This window comes from Sphingomonas sp. H160509, assembly GCF_024124765.2.
Taxonomy (GTDB): Bacteria; Pseudomonadota; Alphaproteobacteria; order Sphingomonadales; family Sphingomonadaceae; genus Sphingomonas.
Window position 1 is genome coordinate 2376870 of record NZ_JAMXSR020000002.1, and the last position, 16878, is coordinate 2393747.

At 66.6% G+C, this 16878-nt stretch carries 11 protein-coding genes and 5 pseudogenes; 6 read left to right on the forward strand and 10 right to left on the reverse strand.

The annotated features are described in order from the left end of the window. Positions 1-107: 107 nt before the first annotated feature. Together NHF48_RS13345 and NHF48_RS13350 are read right to left on the reverse strand one after the other, a co-directional pair. Positions 108-1225, reverse strand: a pseudogene (locus NHF48_RS13345) (M14 family metallopeptidase). A gap of 11 nt (positions 1226-1236) precedes the next feature. After that, on the reverse strand, positions 1237-1776 hold the full coding sequence (locus NHF48_RS13350; protein ID WP_253071389.1) for a DUF4136 domain-containing protein: 540 nt from the start codon (positions 1774-1776) through the stop codon (positions 1237-1239). Positions 1777-2021: 245 nt separating this feature from the next. Here NHF48_RS13350 and ykgO point away from each other — a divergent pair, with 245 nt between their 5' ends. Next, the gene (gene ykgO, locus NHF48_RS13355) at positions 2022-2147 is read left to right on the forward strand and encodes a type B 50S ribosomal protein L36 (protein ID WP_003046794.1); all 126 of its coding nucleotides are present in this window, start codon (positions 2022-2024) and stop codon (positions 2145-2147) included. 4 nt (positions 2148-2151) lie between these two features. Further along, positions 2152-2768: pseudogene (locus NHF48_RS13360) on the forward strand (HAD-IA family hydrolase). A 111-nt stretch (positions 2769-2879) separates the two neighbouring features. Here the strand turns inward: NHF48_RS13360 and NHF48_RS13365 are convergent. Then, the gene (locus NHF48_RS13365) at positions 2880-3494 is read right to left on the reverse strand and encodes a L,D-transpeptidase family protein (protein WP_263816891.1); all 615 of its coding nucleotides are present in this window, start codon (positions 3492-3494) and stop codon (positions 2880-2882) included. Between the two features lie 204 nt (positions 3495-3698). Here NHF48_RS13365 and NHF48_RS13370 point away from each other — a divergent pair, with 204 nt between their 5' ends. After that, entirely contained in the window at positions 3699-4403 is a 705-nt protein-coding gene (locus NHF48_RS13370; protein ID WP_253071391.1) for a murein L,D-transpeptidase catalytic domain family protein, read from the forward strand. On the opposite strand, the gene NHF48_RS13375 is transcribed toward NHF48_RS13370, so the two are convergent. The 7 genes and pseudogenes from NHF48_RS13375 to NHF48_RS13400 form a co-directional block, all read right to left on the reverse strand. Further along, positions 4385-5512: a glycosyltransferase family 2 protein gene (locus tag NHF48_RS13375; RefSeq protein ID WP_253071392.1), complete on the reverse strand. Its 1128-nt coding sequence runs from the start codon at positions 5510-5512 to the stop codon at positions 4385-4387. The genes NHF48_RS13370 and NHF48_RS13375 overlap by 19 nt on opposite strands. 29 nt (positions 5513-5541) lie before the next feature. Further along, entirely contained in the window at positions 5542-6594 is a 1053-nt protein-coding gene (locus NHF48_RS25150; protein ID WP_342454651.1) for a hypothetical protein, read from the reverse strand. Next, positions 6533-8053, reverse strand: a complete 1521-nt coding sequence (locus NHF48_RS25155; RefSeq protein ID WP_342454652.1) for a DegT/DnrJ/EryC1/StrS family aminotransferase — start codon at positions 8051-8053, stop codon at positions 6533-6535. Before NHF48_RS25155 ends, NHF48_RS25150 begins: the two co-directional genes overlap by 62 nt. Positions 8054-8192: 139 nt before the next feature. Further along, positions 8193-10001, reverse strand: coding sequence for a CocE/NonD family hydrolase (locus tag NHF48_RS13385; RefSeq protein ID WP_263816892.1), 1809 nt, complete (start codon positions 9999-10001; stop codon positions 8193-8195). A 195-nt stretch (positions 10002-10196) separates the two neighbouring features. Further along, positions 10197-10496, reverse strand: a complete 300-nt coding sequence (locus tag NHF48_RS13390) for a hypothetical protein (protein ID WP_253071394.1) — start codon at positions 10494-10496, stop codon at positions 10197-10199. Positions 10497-10513: 17 nt separating this feature from the next. Further along, positions 10514-13346: pseudogene (locus NHF48_RS13395) on the reverse strand (M16 family metallopeptidase). Between the two features lie 119 nt (positions 13347-13465). Further along, positions 13466-14707, reverse strand: coding sequence for a DUF1624 domain-containing protein (locus tag NHF48_RS13400; RefSeq protein WP_253071395.1), 1242 nt, complete (start codon positions 14705-14707; stop codon positions 13466-13468). 264 nt (positions 14708-14971) lie between these two features. On the opposite strand from NHF48_RS13400, the pseudogene NHF48_RS13405 reads away from it, so the two are divergent. From NHF48_RS13405 to NHF48_RS13415, 3 genes and pseudogenes are all read left to right on the forward strand, one after another. Continuing rightward, positions 14972-15211 (forward strand): annotated as a pseudogene (locus NHF48_RS13405) (TonB-dependent receptor plug domain-containing protein); the annotation flags it as partial. A 217-nt stretch (positions 15212-15428) separates the two neighbouring features. Beyond that, positions 15429-16229 (forward strand): annotated as a pseudogene (locus NHF48_RS13410) (TonB-dependent receptor domain-containing protein); the annotation flags it as partial. A 115-nt stretch (positions 16230-16344) separates the two neighbouring features. After that, the gene (locus NHF48_RS13415) at positions 16345-16866 is read left to right on the forward strand and encodes a TonB-dependent receptor domain-containing protein (RefSeq protein ID WP_253071396.1); all 522 of its coding nucleotides are present in this window, start codon (positions 16345-16347) and stop codon (positions 16864-16866) included. Positions 16867-16878 lie beyond the last annotated feature (12 nt).

Consider the following 16878-nt stretch of genomic DNA (forward strand, 5'->3'; position numbering starts at 1 on the left):
GCGGGACTGAACGGGAGCGTTCAAAAGTTAGGATAAGGTTAGGCCAACGCACGGTCCGCAGCGCTTGGACCCAAGCCTCCGGACCGTGCCAAGCCGTTGTTATCGGGTCAGATTTCGTCGATCATGGCGGCAAGTGTCTCTAGCATCGCATGCGCGAGCTGTTTCGACCGCTCGGGCGACCAGCCGAATTCGGGATCGGCGTTGGCGTCGTGATCCTTGAACGGCATCTCCAGCGTCATCGACACCGCGCCGAAGCGTTCGGCGAGCTGGTTGGTCGACATCGATAGGTTGGCCGAGCCCGGGGCGGACTTGGGATAGCCCTTCTCGGTCTGGAAATCGGGCGTGTGCGCCGCGAGACGACGGCCGTATTCGTAGAATTTCTCGCCGTGCGCGTCGGTCCAGGAGGGAATGCCCTCGAAGCCTGCGATGAAGTTCGCAGGGATCGCCTCGTCACCGTGGATGTCCATCGCGACGTCGACGCCGGTCAGGTCCATCGCGTTGCGCACGCACAGGACCTCCGGGCTCTTCTCGGGCGTCGGCGTGTGCCATTCGCGGTTGAGGTTCACGCCCACGGCATTGGTGCGCAAGTGACCGCGGCGCGTGCCGTCCGGGTTCATGTTGGGAACGACGTTGAAGGTCGCCTTCGCCAGCAGGTCCGCCGTAATCGGGTCGGCCGGATCGGTCAGCCGCTCCAGCGCGCCTTCCATCCACCATTCGGTCATCGATTCGCCGGGATGCTGGCGACCGTAGATCCAGACCTGCTTCGGGCCCGCCCCGATCGTGAAGCAGTCGATCGCCTGCCCGTCGAGCGACTGGCCGAGTTCGCGGTGCGCGACGCCCGGCAGCAACGCCGTGCGCGCCACCAGAGCCTCGTGCATCTCCATCGTGTACGGCGCGAAATACGCGAACCAGGCGAGATCGGTGTCCGCGGTGAAGTCAAATTCGAGCACGCCGTTTTCATAGCGTGTCTCGATCATCCGCCACGCCTGCCGATCGGTGCTGGCGCGCGCCTTGTAGCCCGGCCAACCGAACGGATAGGCCGACTTGCCCGCATTCAGGATGCGGTAGGTCAACGTGCGGCCGGCCGCCCCCGCCACGCGGAAATAGAACCACTGGAAAAATCGGACTGGAAATCGGTGACGATCTCCAGATCGATCCGGTCTCCCTCGACGGCGACAACACGGATGTTGCCGCCATCAAAGGCTGCGTTGACGGTCGGGCTCATGGTTTGCGCGTTCATTTCACCTGGATAGTGCGACCGGACTCGCCGGGGAACCCCATGAACAATGCGCGGGCGAGCTTGTCGGCCTGGATATCGGTCCGGGCATCCTCCTTGCGAGCATCGGCGAACGACTGGGCGCGGCCTTCCCAGACGGGCGACTGATCGGCGCTGCGCTTGATCGTCACCGACAGCTCGGAGACGAGGATCGCGGTGCTGCCGCCGCCGCCGATCGGGAAGCCGACCCCGCCGCCGAGCCCGACGCCACCGCCGCCGCCGCGACGACCACCGCCACCGCTGAAGCCGCCGCCACCGATGCCGATGCTGATCGGCGACTGCTTGGGCGGCCCTGCCTGCGTGGTGCGGGTAAAGCCTACGGTGGCGACCAGCAATGGCTTGGCCCCGGGCGCGGGGACGCTGTAGCCGGCCTGGAGCAACTGACCCTGCACGGCGGCGGCGTAGGTCTTGAACTCGATGCTGGCCGGGCCGCCGGCGGTCAGCGGCTGGACGGCGATGGTGCCGCGGTCGATCGGCTCGCCGAGATGATAGCGCAGCACCTCGGTCGGCGGCAGCGACGGGCCGGTCGCGCACGCGGTGAGGGGATGCGCTTGCCAGCGCCAGGACCAGGATCGAACGAACCGCCATCGGGACTTCCTTAGAATGTTGCGCTATAGTAACGCTCCGACCAGCCGAGTGGGTTCCCGGATGGTAGGAGCGTGTCCGTTGCTTGACTTGGACACACCCCGCCATTAGGCGATCCCGTCTTTCCGCACACCTAGATTTGAAAAGAAGCGAATCGATCATGAAGATCCGCAATTCCCTGAAGTCGCTCAAGGATCGTCACCGCGATAACCGCGTGATCCGTCGTCGTGGCCGTACCTACGTCATCAACAAGACCAACCGTCGCTTCAAGGCACGCCAGGGCTAACGCCCTGATTACCGCCGTCATTTTCGACGTCGGTCGTGTTCTTTACGACTGGGATCCCCGGATCCTGTACGAGCGCCTGATCGATGACGATCGGGCGCTCGACGCGTTCCCTGCGCGACGTCGTGACGATCGACTGGCACTTCCAGCACGACGCTGGCCGCGACTTCGCCGACACCTCGGCGGAGCTTGCCGCGTTGCATCCTCAGCATGCCGAGCTGATCGCCGCCTGGGGGGCCGCTATTCAACGAGAGCATCGGTGCGCGAATCGCCGGGATGCAGGAGATCGTCGAGGAGCTGGACGCGGCCGGCGTACCGCTGTTCGCGATCACGAACTTCAGCCACGAGTTCTGGCCACCCTTCCGTGCGCGTGAAGCGCATCTGTTCGACCGGTTCCGCGACGTCGTCGTGTCGGGCGAGGAGAAGATGGTGAAGCCCGATGCGCCGATCTATCGGTTGGCGCTGGAGCGATTCGGGCTGGCGGCGGCGGAGGCTGTGTTCGTCGACGACAATGCGGCGAACGTGGCGGCGGCGCGAGCGCTGGGGATCGAATCGGTGCTGTTTACGGACGCGGCGGATTTTCGCGCGCGGTTGGTCGAGCTGGGGCTTCCGATCGCGGCCTGACCTGCCGACATCTGTATCAGAGATTGTTTCCCCGCGAAGGCGGGGACCCAGACTGGGCTCCCGCCTTCGCGGGAGAACAAGGAAGGGATTACTGCCCTCCCCTATCGGCAATCACTGCTCCAGCGAGATCGATTGGCGCAGGTTCGCCACCGCCGTCTCCTGATCCGCGACGGGCGCTTCCGGCATCACGCCGCCCTCGAAATCGTCCGTCACCGTCACCGTCGTCCCCAGCGTGGTCACCCCGAACAGCTGCTTGGCGAAACCGAGCGGCACGCGGATGCAGCCGTGCGATGCGGGGAAACCTGGGTTGCGGCCTGCATGGATCGCGATGCCGTCCCAGGTCAGCCGCTGCATGAACGGCATCGACGCATCGTCGTACAGGCTCGACTTGTGGACCGCGTTCTTCTGCAGGATCGGGTAGGTGCCGACCGGCGTATCCTTGCCATCCTTGCCGCTGGAGATCGTGGTCGCCGCGATCATCGTCGACCCGCGATAGACGAACGCGCGCTGCTCCTGCAGGCTGACGACGACGCTGACGGGCTCGCTGGAGCCATTGTCCTTCCAGACGAACTGGTTGGGCGAGAGTTCGGTCGCGGCCTGTTCGATCGGCATCGTGGCGATGGCGGCGGCCGATGCGGCCTGCGCGGGGTTTGCGCCCACCAGAATCGCAAAGGTCAGCCCCATTGCCATGAACGACCGCGCCGTCCCGTTCGCCATCTTGCCCATCGTCGCGTCCGTCCTCGAATCCCGATATTTTCGCCCAACGCGCGATTCTCGAAAACGTGCCGTCGGAGGATTGAGTCGACGAACCGACCCCAAGCCGGGGTAGTTTGAGGGAACGGACCCACAACCAGTGGAAATGGTTGCAGAATATTCACGGAAAATCGGCTATAGGATGTTCCAAGAAACGGGGCAATTTCGGGAAAATCGATGCACGACGAGCAAAGTCTTGTGCGCGAACGACGCGCGCTTCTGAAGAATGGTTTGGTATTGGCGGGGGCTTTGGTGGTGCCGGGGGCGGTGTCGGCGACGACGCGTCTCGGACGTCCGCTGACCGCACGTGATTTGAAGCCGATGACGCAGCCACCGCTGCCGCGCACGACGGTTGCACTGACGTCGCCCAAGGTGGTTCGTCCCGACCTGCTGCGTCAGGCGATGGCGTCGCTGAGCCGTCACGGCAGCCGCATCCAGCATCACGACCGCATCGCGATCGCCGATTTCGCGGCGCCGTCGGGCAAGCCGCGCTTCCACTTCATCGATCTCGCCAGCGGGCGCAGCACGTCGTTGCTGGTCGCGCACGGCAGCGGCTCGGATCCGGCGCATACCGGGTATCTTGAGCGCTTCTCGAACCGCTTCGGCTCGAACGCCTCGTCCGAGGGCGCGTTCGTCACCGACGATTATTATGTCGGCAAGCATGGCCGCTCGCAGCGCCTGATCGGTCTCGATCCGACCAACGACAACGCGCTCGATCGTGCGATCGTCGTGCATTCGGCGTGGTATGCGAACAAGGACATGATCGAGAGCCACGGCATGCTCGGTCGTAGCCAGGGGTGCTTCGCCGTCGGCGAGCGCGATCTGGACCAGGTGTTCGCACGGCTTGGTGCCGGTCGGATGATCTACGCCGCCAAGGTCTGAAATACCGGCCCGGACCGCGCTACTCCGCGGTCTGGGCCATGCGGCTCTGCTGCATCCTCCGGCGGGCGCGCCTGACGCCGCCGATGAGTCCCGACCACAACAGCGCTTCGACGCCGGCATAGCCGAGCCCGAGATGATCGGGGCGCACGGCCAGCACGTCTTGCAGGCTGACCGTCCCGGCGCGTAGCCCCTGCCCGGCCGATATCGCCCCAGCGCCGTGCAGTCTCCCAGCGGATCAGGCGGATGTCATGCGCGGAACAGTCGTGCCTCGCCAGGAAGTCGGCCTGGATCACGCTCAGTGCGCTGCCCAGTGTCGCCAGCGCGGCGCGATCGGGGACCGGGCGCTTGGCCATGTTGTGCAGCATGATCAGGCGCGCAATCCGCTCCGCGCGATCGTCGAACAGCCGGGCATAGCGTTCGGTCAGGACGCGGACCGAAGCGGCTTCCATCGTATCGACGAACCGCTTCGAGACGCCGCCGGGGTGGACGCGGTACAGCACCAGCGCCTCGTCCAGCCGCGCGATCGCGCCGAAATGCTGGATCCGCTGATACAGGTCGAAATCCTCGGCATACAAGAGCTCTGGCCGGGTCACCGGGTCGAGCTGTCGTGCCACCTCGGTCCGCATCATCGTCGACGACCAGACCAGCGGGTTCTCGATACAGGTGAGCCATGCGACCAGCGCGGGCGTGGTGGTCGGCGCATAGCTGGACGGGCCGACCACGCCGGCAGTCAACAGTTCGGCGGCGGTGCCCAGCAGGACGGTGTTTGGATGCGCGTCGAGATACGCCACTTGCCACTCGAAGCGATCGGGGCGGCAGATATCGTCATGGTCGAGCGCGGCGATGTAGCGGCCGCGTGCTTCTGCGAAGCCGCGGTTGCGGGCGAGCACCGGGCCGCCGTTCTTCGCCATCTGGACCAGTCGCACGCGGGGATCGCGCCAGGCGCGCACCACCTCGCGCGTGTCGTCGGTCGAGCAGTCGTCGACGACGATCACCTCGAAATCGGTGAAGGTCTGGGCTTGCAGGCTGGCGAGCGTTTCCTCGATCAACCCGGCGCCATTATACGCGGCCATGACCACGCTGACGACGGGGCTAACGGCGGGGCTCACGACGGGATCGCCCGTTCGATCGTCCGACGTCACGCTGCTGCCAGTGCCTTCGATGCCATCACCTGATCGATTATCATCAACCCCACGTCGTTCTGCCAGAGCCATAAGCCATTGGCCTGCCCGGAGAAACTGGATTCGCCACCGAGAGCACCCCAGGGCACGAAGCCGGCGGCCAAGCCAAGCCCGTACAGGCCGGGGATCGGTGCGCCCTGATCGTCGACGATGCGGCAGTGGCGGTCGACCATCGGCTTTCCGTCATGCGCGGCCAGCGGTATCTGCGCGCCGTCGCGGTCGGCGATCGGCATCGCGATCGGTCGATAGCCTAGCGCCGCGATGACGAGGTCGGCTTCCGCGATTGCCGCCCGTGCGACCGCATCGTCGTCGCCCGTGATCCGGTGCAGCGCCACGCGGGGATCGGGTACGCGGCCGTCTATACCGAGCATCCGCAGCACGAGGTCGCGCGCTTCGAGGCGGAAACCGGCGAGGCGGTAGACGAACCCCGACACCGGACAGATGTCGTCGGCGCCGAAATCGGTGAACCCCTCGGCATGCGCGGCCTCGACCGAATGATAGAAGGGGCGGAGCGGCTTGCGGTGCAGGAGCGTGATCGCCCCGGCCCCCAACGGCAGCGGAGGCTGGCTCTTCAGCAACAGCGCGATCGTGGTCAGCGCGCTGGTCGAACCGCCGATCACCGCGATCTTCGGCGCGCGCTTGCCGGTCAGGATATCGGCAACCTTCTCGAACCCGCCGGTCGTCAGCACGTCGTCGGACTGGAGCAGGCGTCCGCTCGCCAACTCCATCAGGCCGGCGCCCGCGACCCGCTGCGTGGCGAGCCGGTCGAGCGGCTGGTGACCGCCCGTCGCGACGACGATGTTGCGCGCGAGCTGCTCGAAGACATGGCCATCGGCGAGGCGGCGGACCTGTACGCTCCACAGGCCGTCGCCGACGCGTTTCGCGCCCAGTGCCTCGTGCCCGGTCAGCACGACGCCGCCATTGCCGCGAACGATATCGGTCAGCCGGTCACCGGTCGCGCGCAACAGCGGCCCGACCTCGGTCAACGGCACGCCCAGCGCGCCCCTCATGCGCCGCAACCGCGCGTCCGGCGGGGTGATCGACCAGCCGCGCGAGTTCGGGATGCACATTGTCGCGCACCGCGGTCAGGAACGTCTGCGCGGTCGAGTCGGAGGTGATCGCATAGCGACCGAGCCGCCCGCCGCCGATCGCATTGCCGCGCTCGATCACCATCAACCCCGACGCCGCGAGATCGGGGAGCAGGCCGCGCTTGGTCGCCGACGTCAGCATCGCCGTCCCCGCGGGGCCGCCGCCGATCACGATGACCGAGGCGATCTTGCCGTTCGCACCGCGCACCGACGCACGCCGGTCGAGCGGCCGGACGATCGCCGCACACGCGTTGGCGAGCGCTTCCGCGGCACGTCGCGCGTCTGCGACCGACATCGCATCGGTGATCGGGAGCGACAGCATCCGCCCGGCGATCTTGTCGGCGACCGGGGTCGGCTCGATCATCGCGGTCGCCTGGAACCAGGGCTGCTCGCCGAGATGCGGGCTGAAATAGCGGCCGCAACCGACGCCGTCCGCCTCGATCGCCTCGACGATCGCGTCGCGGTGGTGGGCGATGTGCTCGGGGAGCAGCACCGGCATGAATTGCATCGAGCGACGCCGGCCCGATACCGCCTGGAACTGGAAATCGGGGAGCGTGGCGCGGTAGGTTTCCTCGAGCACGGCGCGGTGGTCGGCGATTCCATCGATCTCGGCCAGCTTGGTCTGCGCCATGATCGCGGTGATCTCGGGCAGCTTGGCGTTGATACCGGGCAGCGTGGCGTTGCGGCTGCCCTCGAACCCGAAATTGCCCATCGACCGCAGCGTCGCGATCAGGTCGACGTCACCGCTGTGGATCAGGCCGCCCTCACCCACCGCGAACGTCTTTGTCGCGTGCATCGAATGGACGACCGCGAACGGCGCGCGCGCGCCGAACCCGAGCCCCGAATCGTCGAGAGTGCCGAGCGACGAGGCCGCATCGATCACGATTCCGACGCCGTAGCGCCGCTGGAAATGCACGTAGCGGTCGAGGTCGATCGCGTTGCCGAACGTTGCATAGGGCACGACCACGCCGATCCGCTCGCCGTGGCGTTGGAGCAGCCGCTCCTCCTCCAGCGCGCACGCGCCCCAGTCGTTTGCGTCGATGTCGCATACCAGCGGCGTCAGCCCCGCCCATGCCGCCGCCTGCGCGGTCGCGGCGAAGGTGAGCGCGGGCATCAGCGCGAGCGTGCCCTGTTTCGGGTTCAGCCCGCCGGTCCGCATCCCCGACGCGTGGCGGATCGCGAGCATCAGCCCGAGCGTGGCATTGCCGACGGCGAGGCTGGCGCCGTGGCCGCCGAAGAGTTTATCGGTGACGCCGGCCTCGAACGCGCGAACCTCGGGGCCGTTGTTGCTGAACACGCCCGACGCCTCGACACGGCGCAGCGCATCGAGGTGCTCGCTCAGCCGCGGCGGGTTCGGCGCGATCAGGGGGAGGCGTTTCATCGGCGATCCGGTCTGTTGTGCCGCAGACCTATGATCCACGGCCTCCTAAGAACCAGTTACGCTGCCACATTACGATGGATGCAGGGCGATGTTTTTCCTTACATCATCCCGGCACGTGTCCGGGATGATGCAAGACTAATCAACGTATTAGCGGAAGGCTGATGTAACTTTCGTCGGGTCCGGCGACCGTCACCTTCTGCGTCGCCTTCACGTAATCCTTGGGTTGCGCGAAGAAGATGTTCGGGACGAAGGTCTGCGGGTTGCGATCGTAGAGCGGGAACCAGCTCGACTGGACCTGCACCATGATCTTGTGACCCGGCAGGAAGACATGGTTGGTGGTCGGCAGCGCGAACTTGTATTTCAATGGCACGTTCGCCGCGATCGGCTTGGCCACGGCCAGGCTCTCACGATAGCGGCCGCGGAAAATGTCCATCGCGACCGACAATTGATACCCCGCCATCGCCTTGTCGCCGGGATAAACGTCCGGATACACGTCGATGAGCTTCACCACCCAGTCGCTGTCGGTGCCGCTGGTCGAGGCGGTGAGGTTCACCTCCGGCACGCCCGCGATCGTGGTCGGCGTGGTAAGCGCGTCGGTGGTGAAGGTCAGCACGTCGGGACGGCCGGAAACGGCGCGCTGGTCGTCGACCAGCCACTGTTTCCAGGTCGATCCGCTCGCATAGGTCGGCAGCGTCGGGCGCACGCGGTAGCTGACCGGCGTGGCCGGATCGGAGATATAGTCCGCGGTCGTCGCCGCGCCGCCAGCCGCCTGGAAGCCGAGCGCGCCACCGGGCTTGAGGTATAGCGGCGTGCCAGCCGCGGATGCGGTCGGCCACTTGTCGAGCCTCTGCCATTCGTTGCGGCCCGACTGGAACATCGTCACGGGCGCGACGTCCATCGCCGGCTGGTCGCTCTCCAAATAATGCGCCAGGAACGGTGCGAGGACGTGCCAGCGCCACCATTTGGCGGTGTCGGCATCCCATTTGATCGCGCCCAGCGCACTGCCGTCGCGTACCTCTTGGCCGTGATACCAGGGGCCCATCGACAGATAGACCATGTCGTTGGCGGTGTCCTTGGGCTCCAGCGCGCGATAGACAGCGGGCGCACCGTAGATGTCCTCCTGATCCCACAGGCCGCCGACGATCAGCGTCGGTACCTTGAGCGGCTGGCCGGCGAGCACGGTGTCCATCGCCTGGGTCGACCAGAACGAATCATAGGCGGGATGCTGCGTGATCTTGCGCCAGAAGCCGAGCTGCTCCAGTCCTTGCGCCTTGCCGATCGCGCCGGCCGAGCCGCCCTTGAGGTAATAGTCGTAATCGTCGGCGGTGTCGGTGATCCACGGCGTGCCGGCGTCCTTGGTCGCCTCCTGGCCGAGGACGTAAGGCATCATGCCCTCGCGGAAGGCGCCGTTGTGGAACCAGTCGTCGCCGCGCCAGCCATCGACCATCGGGTTCATCGGCACCGAGACCTTCAGCGCCGGATGCGGATTGATCAGCGCCATCAGCGGCAGGAAGCCGTCATAGCTGATCCCGCTGATGCCCACGCGGCCGTTCGATTCGGGGACGTGCTTCACCAGCCAATCGATCGTGTCGTAGGTGTCGGTCGAATCGTCGGTCTTGGTCGGGTTCTGCGCAGTCCCGGCGCGCGCGGGGTTCATCATGTAGATGCCCTCCGAAGCGTGCATCCCGCGGACGTCCTGGATCACGCGGATATAGCCCGCCGCGGCGATCACGTCGCCCGCGCCGTCGCCGTGTTCGAGGATGCCGGCATAGGTGCCGCTGTCGACCTTGGTCTGGCCGTCGGCATCATAGGGCGTGCGCGTCATCAGGATGCCCGCGTCCTTCGCGCCCTTCGGCACGATGATGACGGTGTGGAGCTTGACCCCGTCGCGCATCGGGATCTCGACGACCTTGCGCACATAGTCGTAGCCGACGTCGCGCGGCGCCATCTTCGCGGGGCGTTCGTCGTAATTCTGTGCGGTCGCGGGGGGTGGTTGTCGCGGTAGCCAGCGCGGCGAGCGCGCAGGCGGCAAACAGACGGGTCGTGGATTTCATTTTCTTCTTCCTTCCCTCCCGGACTGAAAAAGAAAAAGGCCCGCCTTTCCGTGTGGAAAGACGAGCCCCTCTCGTAGCAATTCAGGCGATCAGGCCGTCCGCGTGCCGGTCAGCGGGAAGCTGCCAAAGGCGCCGGCCGCGACGCTGCCCTTGAGAACGTCGTCCTCGACGGTCGCCTTGCAGTCGAGCGTCATCGGCATCGGCACGGTCATGCTTTGCTTCCAGGTGATCGTGTCGCCATCGACGTCACCGGTGACGTCCATGCCGCCCATCGCGCCCGACACCGCACCGGTGAAGGTGCTACCGGTGCTGTTCACGGTCAGCGTCATCTTCTGGTCGCCCAGCGGCGACTTGACTACGCAATCCCAGCTGCCATCGACGTTTGCCATTGCTCTCTCTCCTGAAATCATTTGGCGCCGGCTACCGACGCCGCGGGAATGACCTCGACCGGGAGGCCGATGCTGTCAAGCTGCGGGCGCACCGTCTTCGCATCGCCGACCACGACCCAGATCGTCTTCTTCGGGTCGAGCGCCTGCTGGATCGCGGTGTTGAGTTGCGGCAGGTTAAGGCCCTGGTATCGCTGCGTGATCGTCGCGTAGTAATTGTCGGGCCGCTTGAGCAGATCGTTCTGCTGCATCGCCCCCAGAACCGCGTCCGACGTCTCGAAATTACCCGAAAGCGAGCGGATCGCGCCGTTTATCGCACGATCGAACTCTGCCTGGGTCATCGGCTCCTTGCCGAGGAACCCGCCAATATCGCTGCGCAGTGCGGCGATCGACGGGCCGGTCTGGTCCGCCTGCACCGGTGCCGACAGGATGTACGGCGCGGCGTTTTCCGACTGCTGGAAGCGACCCGAGACGCCGTAGGACCAGTGCTTGCTCTCGCGCAGGTCCATGTTGACGCGGCCGAGGAAGCTGCCGCCGAGCGCATCGTTCGCGGTTGCGATCGGCAACAGGTCCTGCGTGCCCTTCAGCCCGGTCGGAACGCCTGCGATGATCAGCGACTGCGGGCTGTCCGGCCGGTCGATCAGCACGATCTTCGGCGCGGACGGCGTCACGGTCGCGGGGAACGCCTTCACGCCCGCCGCGCCGGTCGGCCGCCATGTTCCGAAGCGCGCATCGAGCGCCGCCTTCACCTCGGCGAGCGGACGATCGCTGACGACGAAGATCTTCGCCTTGTCCGGCCGCAGCCACGCCAGCTGGAACGCGACCAGATCGGCACGGGTCAGCGCCGCCACCGCCTGCGGATCACCACTGCCCTGCGCCTTGGCATAGGGCGAGTTCGGCCCGAGCAGCGGCGGCAGGACGCGCGTCGCCAGCCCCCTGCGGGCTGGTCAGTTCCTGCGCGATCTGCGCGAGTTGCTGGTTCTTGACGCGCGCGACCTCGGCATCGGCGAAGGCCGGGTTCTGCGCGATGTCGGCGAGCAGGTCGACCGCAGGCGCGAGGTTCGCGCTCGGCACCTGCAGCGACAGGAAGGTCCGGTCGTTCGACGCACCCGTACCGATTTCCGCCCCCAGCCGCTCCTTGGCTTCGGCGAGCGCGACCGAATCGCGGGTCGGCGTGCCCTCGTCCATCATCGACAGCGTCAGTTGCTGCGTACCCAGCTTGCCGGGGACGTCCGCCGCGACGCCCGCATCGAAGCTGAGCACCGCCTGCGTGACGGGTACTGCCGTGCGCTGTGCGTAGACCAGCTCGATACCGTTCGCGAGGCGGGTACGCTGGACCGCCGGGAAGCTGAGGCCGGCAACGGTGCCGACGCCGGGCAGCGGCCCGCGCGTGCCTTTGAACGGCACGTCCGCGGCGGGCGGCACATCGACCTTGGGCGGCACGACCGCGTTGGCATAGGCATCGCGCGGTCCGGGCACGACGGTCAGCGAATAGGCCGGGCGCGACAGCCACTTCGCCGCGGCGGCCTTCACGCTCGCGGGCGTTTCGGCTGCAAGCTGCAACAGCTGTTTCTTGTAGAAGCCCGGATCGTTCGAATACAGCGCGCCCTCGGCCAGCGTCACCGCCTTGCCGCCGAACCCGCCGACGGACTCCAGTCCCTCCATCGTGCTGGCCGCGGTCGTCGTCGCGACGCGGCTGACCTCGTCGGCGGTCGGCCCGTTCTTGATGAAGTCCGCCATGATCTCGTCGATCCGCTTCGACACGAGCGCGGGGTCGACGCCCTGCCGGACGATCGCGCGGATGCCGAACATGCCGAGCTGGCTGAAGCTGCGGTTATAGGCGGAGATGCTGACGACGAGCTTCTCCTTCTTGACCAGCGCGGTGTCGAACCGGCTGCTGGCGAGGCCGCCGAGCACGCCCGCCGCGACGTCGAGCGCGGTGCCGTCCTTGTCGTTCAGGCCGGGCACCACCCAGTTGCGGCTGACCATGACGGCGGCGACGCGGTCCTTGATCGTCTCGCTGACCGGCGCCGGCAGGGTCGGGATCGGCGCGGGCGGAACGATGCTCTCGGGGCCCTTCGGGATGCCGCCGAAATACTTCTCCGCGAGCCGCTTGGCGGTCGCCGCATCGACGTCGCCGGCGAGTACCAGCACCGCGTTGTTCGGGCCGTAATGATCCTTGAACCAGTCCTTCACCGTCTGCAGCGAGGCGGCATCGAGATCCGCCATCGAGCCGATCGTGGTGTGGCCGTACGGGTGATCCGCGGGGAACAGCCCCTCGGTGATCTTGTACTGGGTCAGGCCGTAGGGCTGGTTGTCGCCCTGGCGCTTCTCGTTCTGGACCACGCCGCGCTGCTCGTCGAGCACGCCCTGCGTGATCGCGCCGGTGAGATAGCCCATGCGGTCGGATTCGAGGAACAGCGCGCGATCGAGTGCCGCGGTCGGCACGGTCTCGAAGTAATTGGTGCGATCGAAATAGGTGGTGCCGTTGAAGTCGGTCGCGCCGACCTGCTTCAGCGGTTCGAAGAAGTCGCCGGGTGCGTTCTCGGAGCCGTTGAACATCAGATGCTCGAACAGATGCGCGAAGCCGGTCTTGCCCTTGGGCTCGAACTTCGAGCCGACGTTGTACCAGACCGACACGGCCACCACTGGCGCCTTGCGATCGGTGTGCACGACGACGCGCAGGCCGTTCTTCAGCGTGAACTGCTGGTAGGGAATGTCGACCGACTTGACGAGATCGGCAACCGGCGCAGGCTTTGCCGCGGGAGTTGCTGTGCGCTGGCCCTGACCGAATGCGGGCGAGACGAGAGCAATTGCGGCGACGCCGGCAAGCGCGGTCATTTTCAAAGCCATATGCGAACATTACCCCGTGTTTCAGAATGATATCGTCGCAGCATAGCCACGCTTTGTCGCCGGGCAACAGATAGATACGTCGAGTTTCGAGGCGATCCGCGCTGGTACGCCGGGACGGCTCACAGGTATCGCCACCACCAGCCGGTATGGGTCCGTTTGAACCGCCCGAACCACCGGCACGCGAACCAGCAGGGCACGGCAGCGGCGGCGGCAACGAGCCAGATCGAGGCGACGTTCGGAACGCTGACCAGCCCCTTGATCGCACCGCCCGTCACCGCACCGGTCAGGCTGTTCACGCCGTGGAGCAGGAAGAGGTGCAGGATGTAGAAGAACAACGGCGCCGATCCGAACACCACGAGCACGCCGTTCAGCCGCGCCGATGTGCGCTCGAACGCCGCCAGAAGCAGCATGCCGATGCCGAGCGTGAGCAGGATGAAGTCCGCGGACGGCGGATATTTGGTGAGGTTGAGAACGCTCATGATCGTCGCGAGCGGCGTCGTGCCAACCTGCCACGGCAGCGGTTCGCCGTAGCCGTTGAGCGCGCGCAGTACCGCGAACAACGCGAGCGCCGCAGCGCCGGTCACCATCAGGCGGCGACGACGAACATCGCGGTCGATTTGCCGCGCGAACCACGGCCCGATCGACCAGCCGAGCGCGATCACGCCGATCCAGGGCAGCAACGGGTAGGACGTGCGCGCCCGCGCGCCGAACGGCAGGTCGATGAACCCGCGGTCGTGCAGCATGCTCCAGGCGACATAGCCCGGCTGGTCGGGTGTGAAAATGATCGGATCGAGCAGATTGTGGCCCAGCACGATCGCCAGCCCGAGGACGAGCACGGCGATGCGCGGAAGATGGACCAGTGCCGCCAGGGCGATCATCGCCAGCCCGATCACCCAGATCACCTGGAGATAGACGATTGCGGGGGCGGGATCGAACGACCAGGCGAAATTGACGACCGTCACTTCGAGCGCGACGAGAAACAGCCCGCGCTTCAGCAGGAACGACGACACCGCTGCCCTGCCGCTGCCAGCATCTTCGCCGCGCGAGTCCGCGTACAACGATGCCGCGAGCCCGGTCAGCAACACGAAAACGGGCGCGCACAGATGCGCCGTGAGCCGCGTGAAGAACAGGGACGGCGGCGTCGCCGGCAACGCCATCGGGTCGCTCACCTGCATGTGGTAATAAAAGAGTTCGCGGGTGTGATCGACGAGCATCAGCAGCATGACGAACCCGCGCAGCGCATCGACCGAGACGATCCGCGACCGCTTGGCCTGCGCGCCCGCCGGAGCTTGCGCATGGGTATCGGACGCCGAGGCTGGCGTTCCGGCGACGCCGGGTATCGGACTGAAAACGGTTGACAAGATCGAAGCACCTCCGCCAATCGCGATGTTACATCATCACAGAGAAGGCAACATTTTTTGTCGACGCGTCCACGATCGATCGCCTTCGCGAGCATTTTTCTGCTGCTCGCCTGCCCCGTTACCGCCGAAGCGCAGGACAAGACCGACCGCGAGCCGGAGCGCGAGGAACGACGGGCCGATGGCGAGGCCGAGACGATCGTCGTTCTCGGCACGCGCAGCACACGGGCGGATCGCACCCTGTCGTCGGACCTCGCCACCGAACGCATGTCGCAATCCAGCCGCTCGCTCGAACGCGACCTGCTCACCGCGGCGGGGACGTACCGGCTCGGCGACGCGCTCGAACTCGTCAGCGGCGTCAGCAACCAGAACAACCGCGGCGGCTTTCTCGACAATTTCGCGATCCGCGGTTTCCTCGGCACGCCCGACGGCGGCGCCGAATATTATGTCGACGGGTTCCTCGCCAATCGTGGCCTCGCGCCGCCCCGCGATCCGGCGACGACCGAGCGGATCGAGGTGTTGAAGGGCCCGGCCGGCGCGCTGTTCGGCGACATCGATCCGGGCGGCCGCGTCAACATCGTCAGCAAGACGCCGCGCTTCACGCCGGGCACGACCGCGACGTTCACCTATGGCTCGTTCGACACGCGCCGGGTCGAGATCGACGCGACGGGTCCGCTGTCCGACACGATCGCGGCGCGGATCGTCGTCGCCACCGAGGACAGCGATGGCTGGCGCGATTTCGTGCCGTTGCGCCGCCGCGTCGTCGCGCCCCTCGCTGACCTGGGCGCCGCGCGATGGCCTTCGGCTGACCTATGTCGGCGAGATCACGCGGTTCGATGCGCCGTTCGATCGCGGCATCCCGGCGATCGGCGGCGACGCCAACGCGCTGCCACGGTCGCGCTTCTACGGCGAGCCCGGCGACGGCATCACGCGGTTTCGCAACAAGCGTCATCAGCTGACTGGCGAGGCGCGGCTCGACGACCGCATCTCGCTCAACGGCGGCGTGGCCTGGCGGACGGGATCGCTGCGCGGGTTCTCGTCCGACCAGTCGCGGCTCGTCGGCGGCCAGACGCTGTGGCGCCAGCGACGTGCGCGCGACTACACCGTCGACGATCTGTCCGCGCGGCTGGAACTGACCGGACGGTTCGGCGCGCACCGTGCCAGCGTCGGCGTGAAGGGCTATACGCTCGACTATCACGAGGGGCTGTTGCGGCGGAACCCGACTGCGGCCAACCCGTATGCGATCGACGTGTTCGCGCCGGTGTACGGCGGGCAGGCGCTGCCACTGGCGCCGTTCACGGACAATGACGAGACGCGGCGGTCCGCCACGCTGTACGCGCAGGACATGTGGGACGTGACCGATCGGTTCACGCTGACCGGCGGCGTCCGCTTCGATGCGTATCGCCAGCAGATCCGCAACAACCGGACCGGCGTGGTCGGGCGAACGGTCGACGAGCCGGTGAACTTCCGACTTGGTGGCCGATACGCGCTGAACGACGTCTTTGCGGTCCATGCGAACTGGGGCGAGAGCTTCCTGCTCAACTCGGGCACGGGGCGCGACAACCAGGGCTTCTCACCCGAACGCGGCAAGGGGATACGAGATCGGCGCGACCGCCGCCCTGCCGGGCGTCGACGTCGCGGTGACGTATTTCGACATCGCCAAGCGCGACATCCTGACCAACGATCCGGTCGACCCGAACTTCCTCGCGCCGGTCGGCAAGCTGTCGAGCAAGGGGATCGAGTTCGACGCGTCGGTGCGCCTGGCGAAGCGCTGGCAGGTCGTCGCGAACTATGCGTGGACGCGCGCGCGGACCGACGACAGCATCTTCGCGACCGACCGCGTGTTGAACGTGCCCGAACATGCCGCGACATTGTTCGCGATCGGGCGCTTCCTCGACGACGGGGGCCGCGGGCCATCGATCAGCGCTGGCGCCAGCTACATAGGCAAGCGGGCGGGCGCGATCGATACAAGCGGGCTCGTCCTGCCCGACTATGTGAAGGCCAAGGCGGCGGTCGAATACGCGGTCTCGCGGCGTCTGTCGGTGCGCGCCGAGGCCGACAATCTGTTCGACGCCCGGTTCGCGCAGAGTTCGTACAGCCCGGTGTGGATCTTCCCGGGGGCACCGCGGACGGTCCGGCTGTCGGTCCGCCTGAGCCAGTGACGCGCGGCGACC

What these genes read in the sequence shown, in the direction of transcription:
- NHF48_RS25155 (WP_342454652.1), bottom strand. Translation starts at nt 8,053, where the DNA reads ATGAAACGCCTCCCCCTGATCGCGCCGAACCCGCCGCGGCTGAGCGAG.
- NHF48_RS13390 (WP_253071394.1), bottom strand. Translation starts at nt 10,496, where the DNA reads ATGGCAAACGTCGATGGCAGCTGGGATTGCGTAGTCAAGTCGCCGCTG.
- NHF48_RS13370 (WP_253071391.1), top strand. Translation starts at nt 3,699, where the DNA reads ATGCACGACGAGCAAAGTCTTGTGCGCGAACGACGCGCGCTTCTGAAG.
- NHF48_RS25150 (WP_342454651.1), bottom strand. Translation starts at nt 6,594, where the DNA reads ATGAGGGGCGCGCTGGGCGTGCCGTTGACCGAGGTCGGGCCGCTGTTG.
- NHF48_RS13385 (WP_263816892.1), bottom strand. Translation starts at nt 10,001, where the DNA reads ATGGCGCCGCGCGACGTCGGCTACGACTATGTGCGCAAGGTCGTCGAG.
- ykgO (WP_003046794.1), top strand. Translation starts at nt 2,022, where the DNA reads ATGAAGATCCGCAATTCCCTGAAGTCGCTCAAGGATCGTCACCGCGAT.
- NHF48_RS13365 (WP_263816891.1), bottom strand. Translation starts at nt 3,494, where the DNA reads ATGGGCAAGATGGCGAACGGGACGGCGCGGTCGTTCATGGCAATGGGG.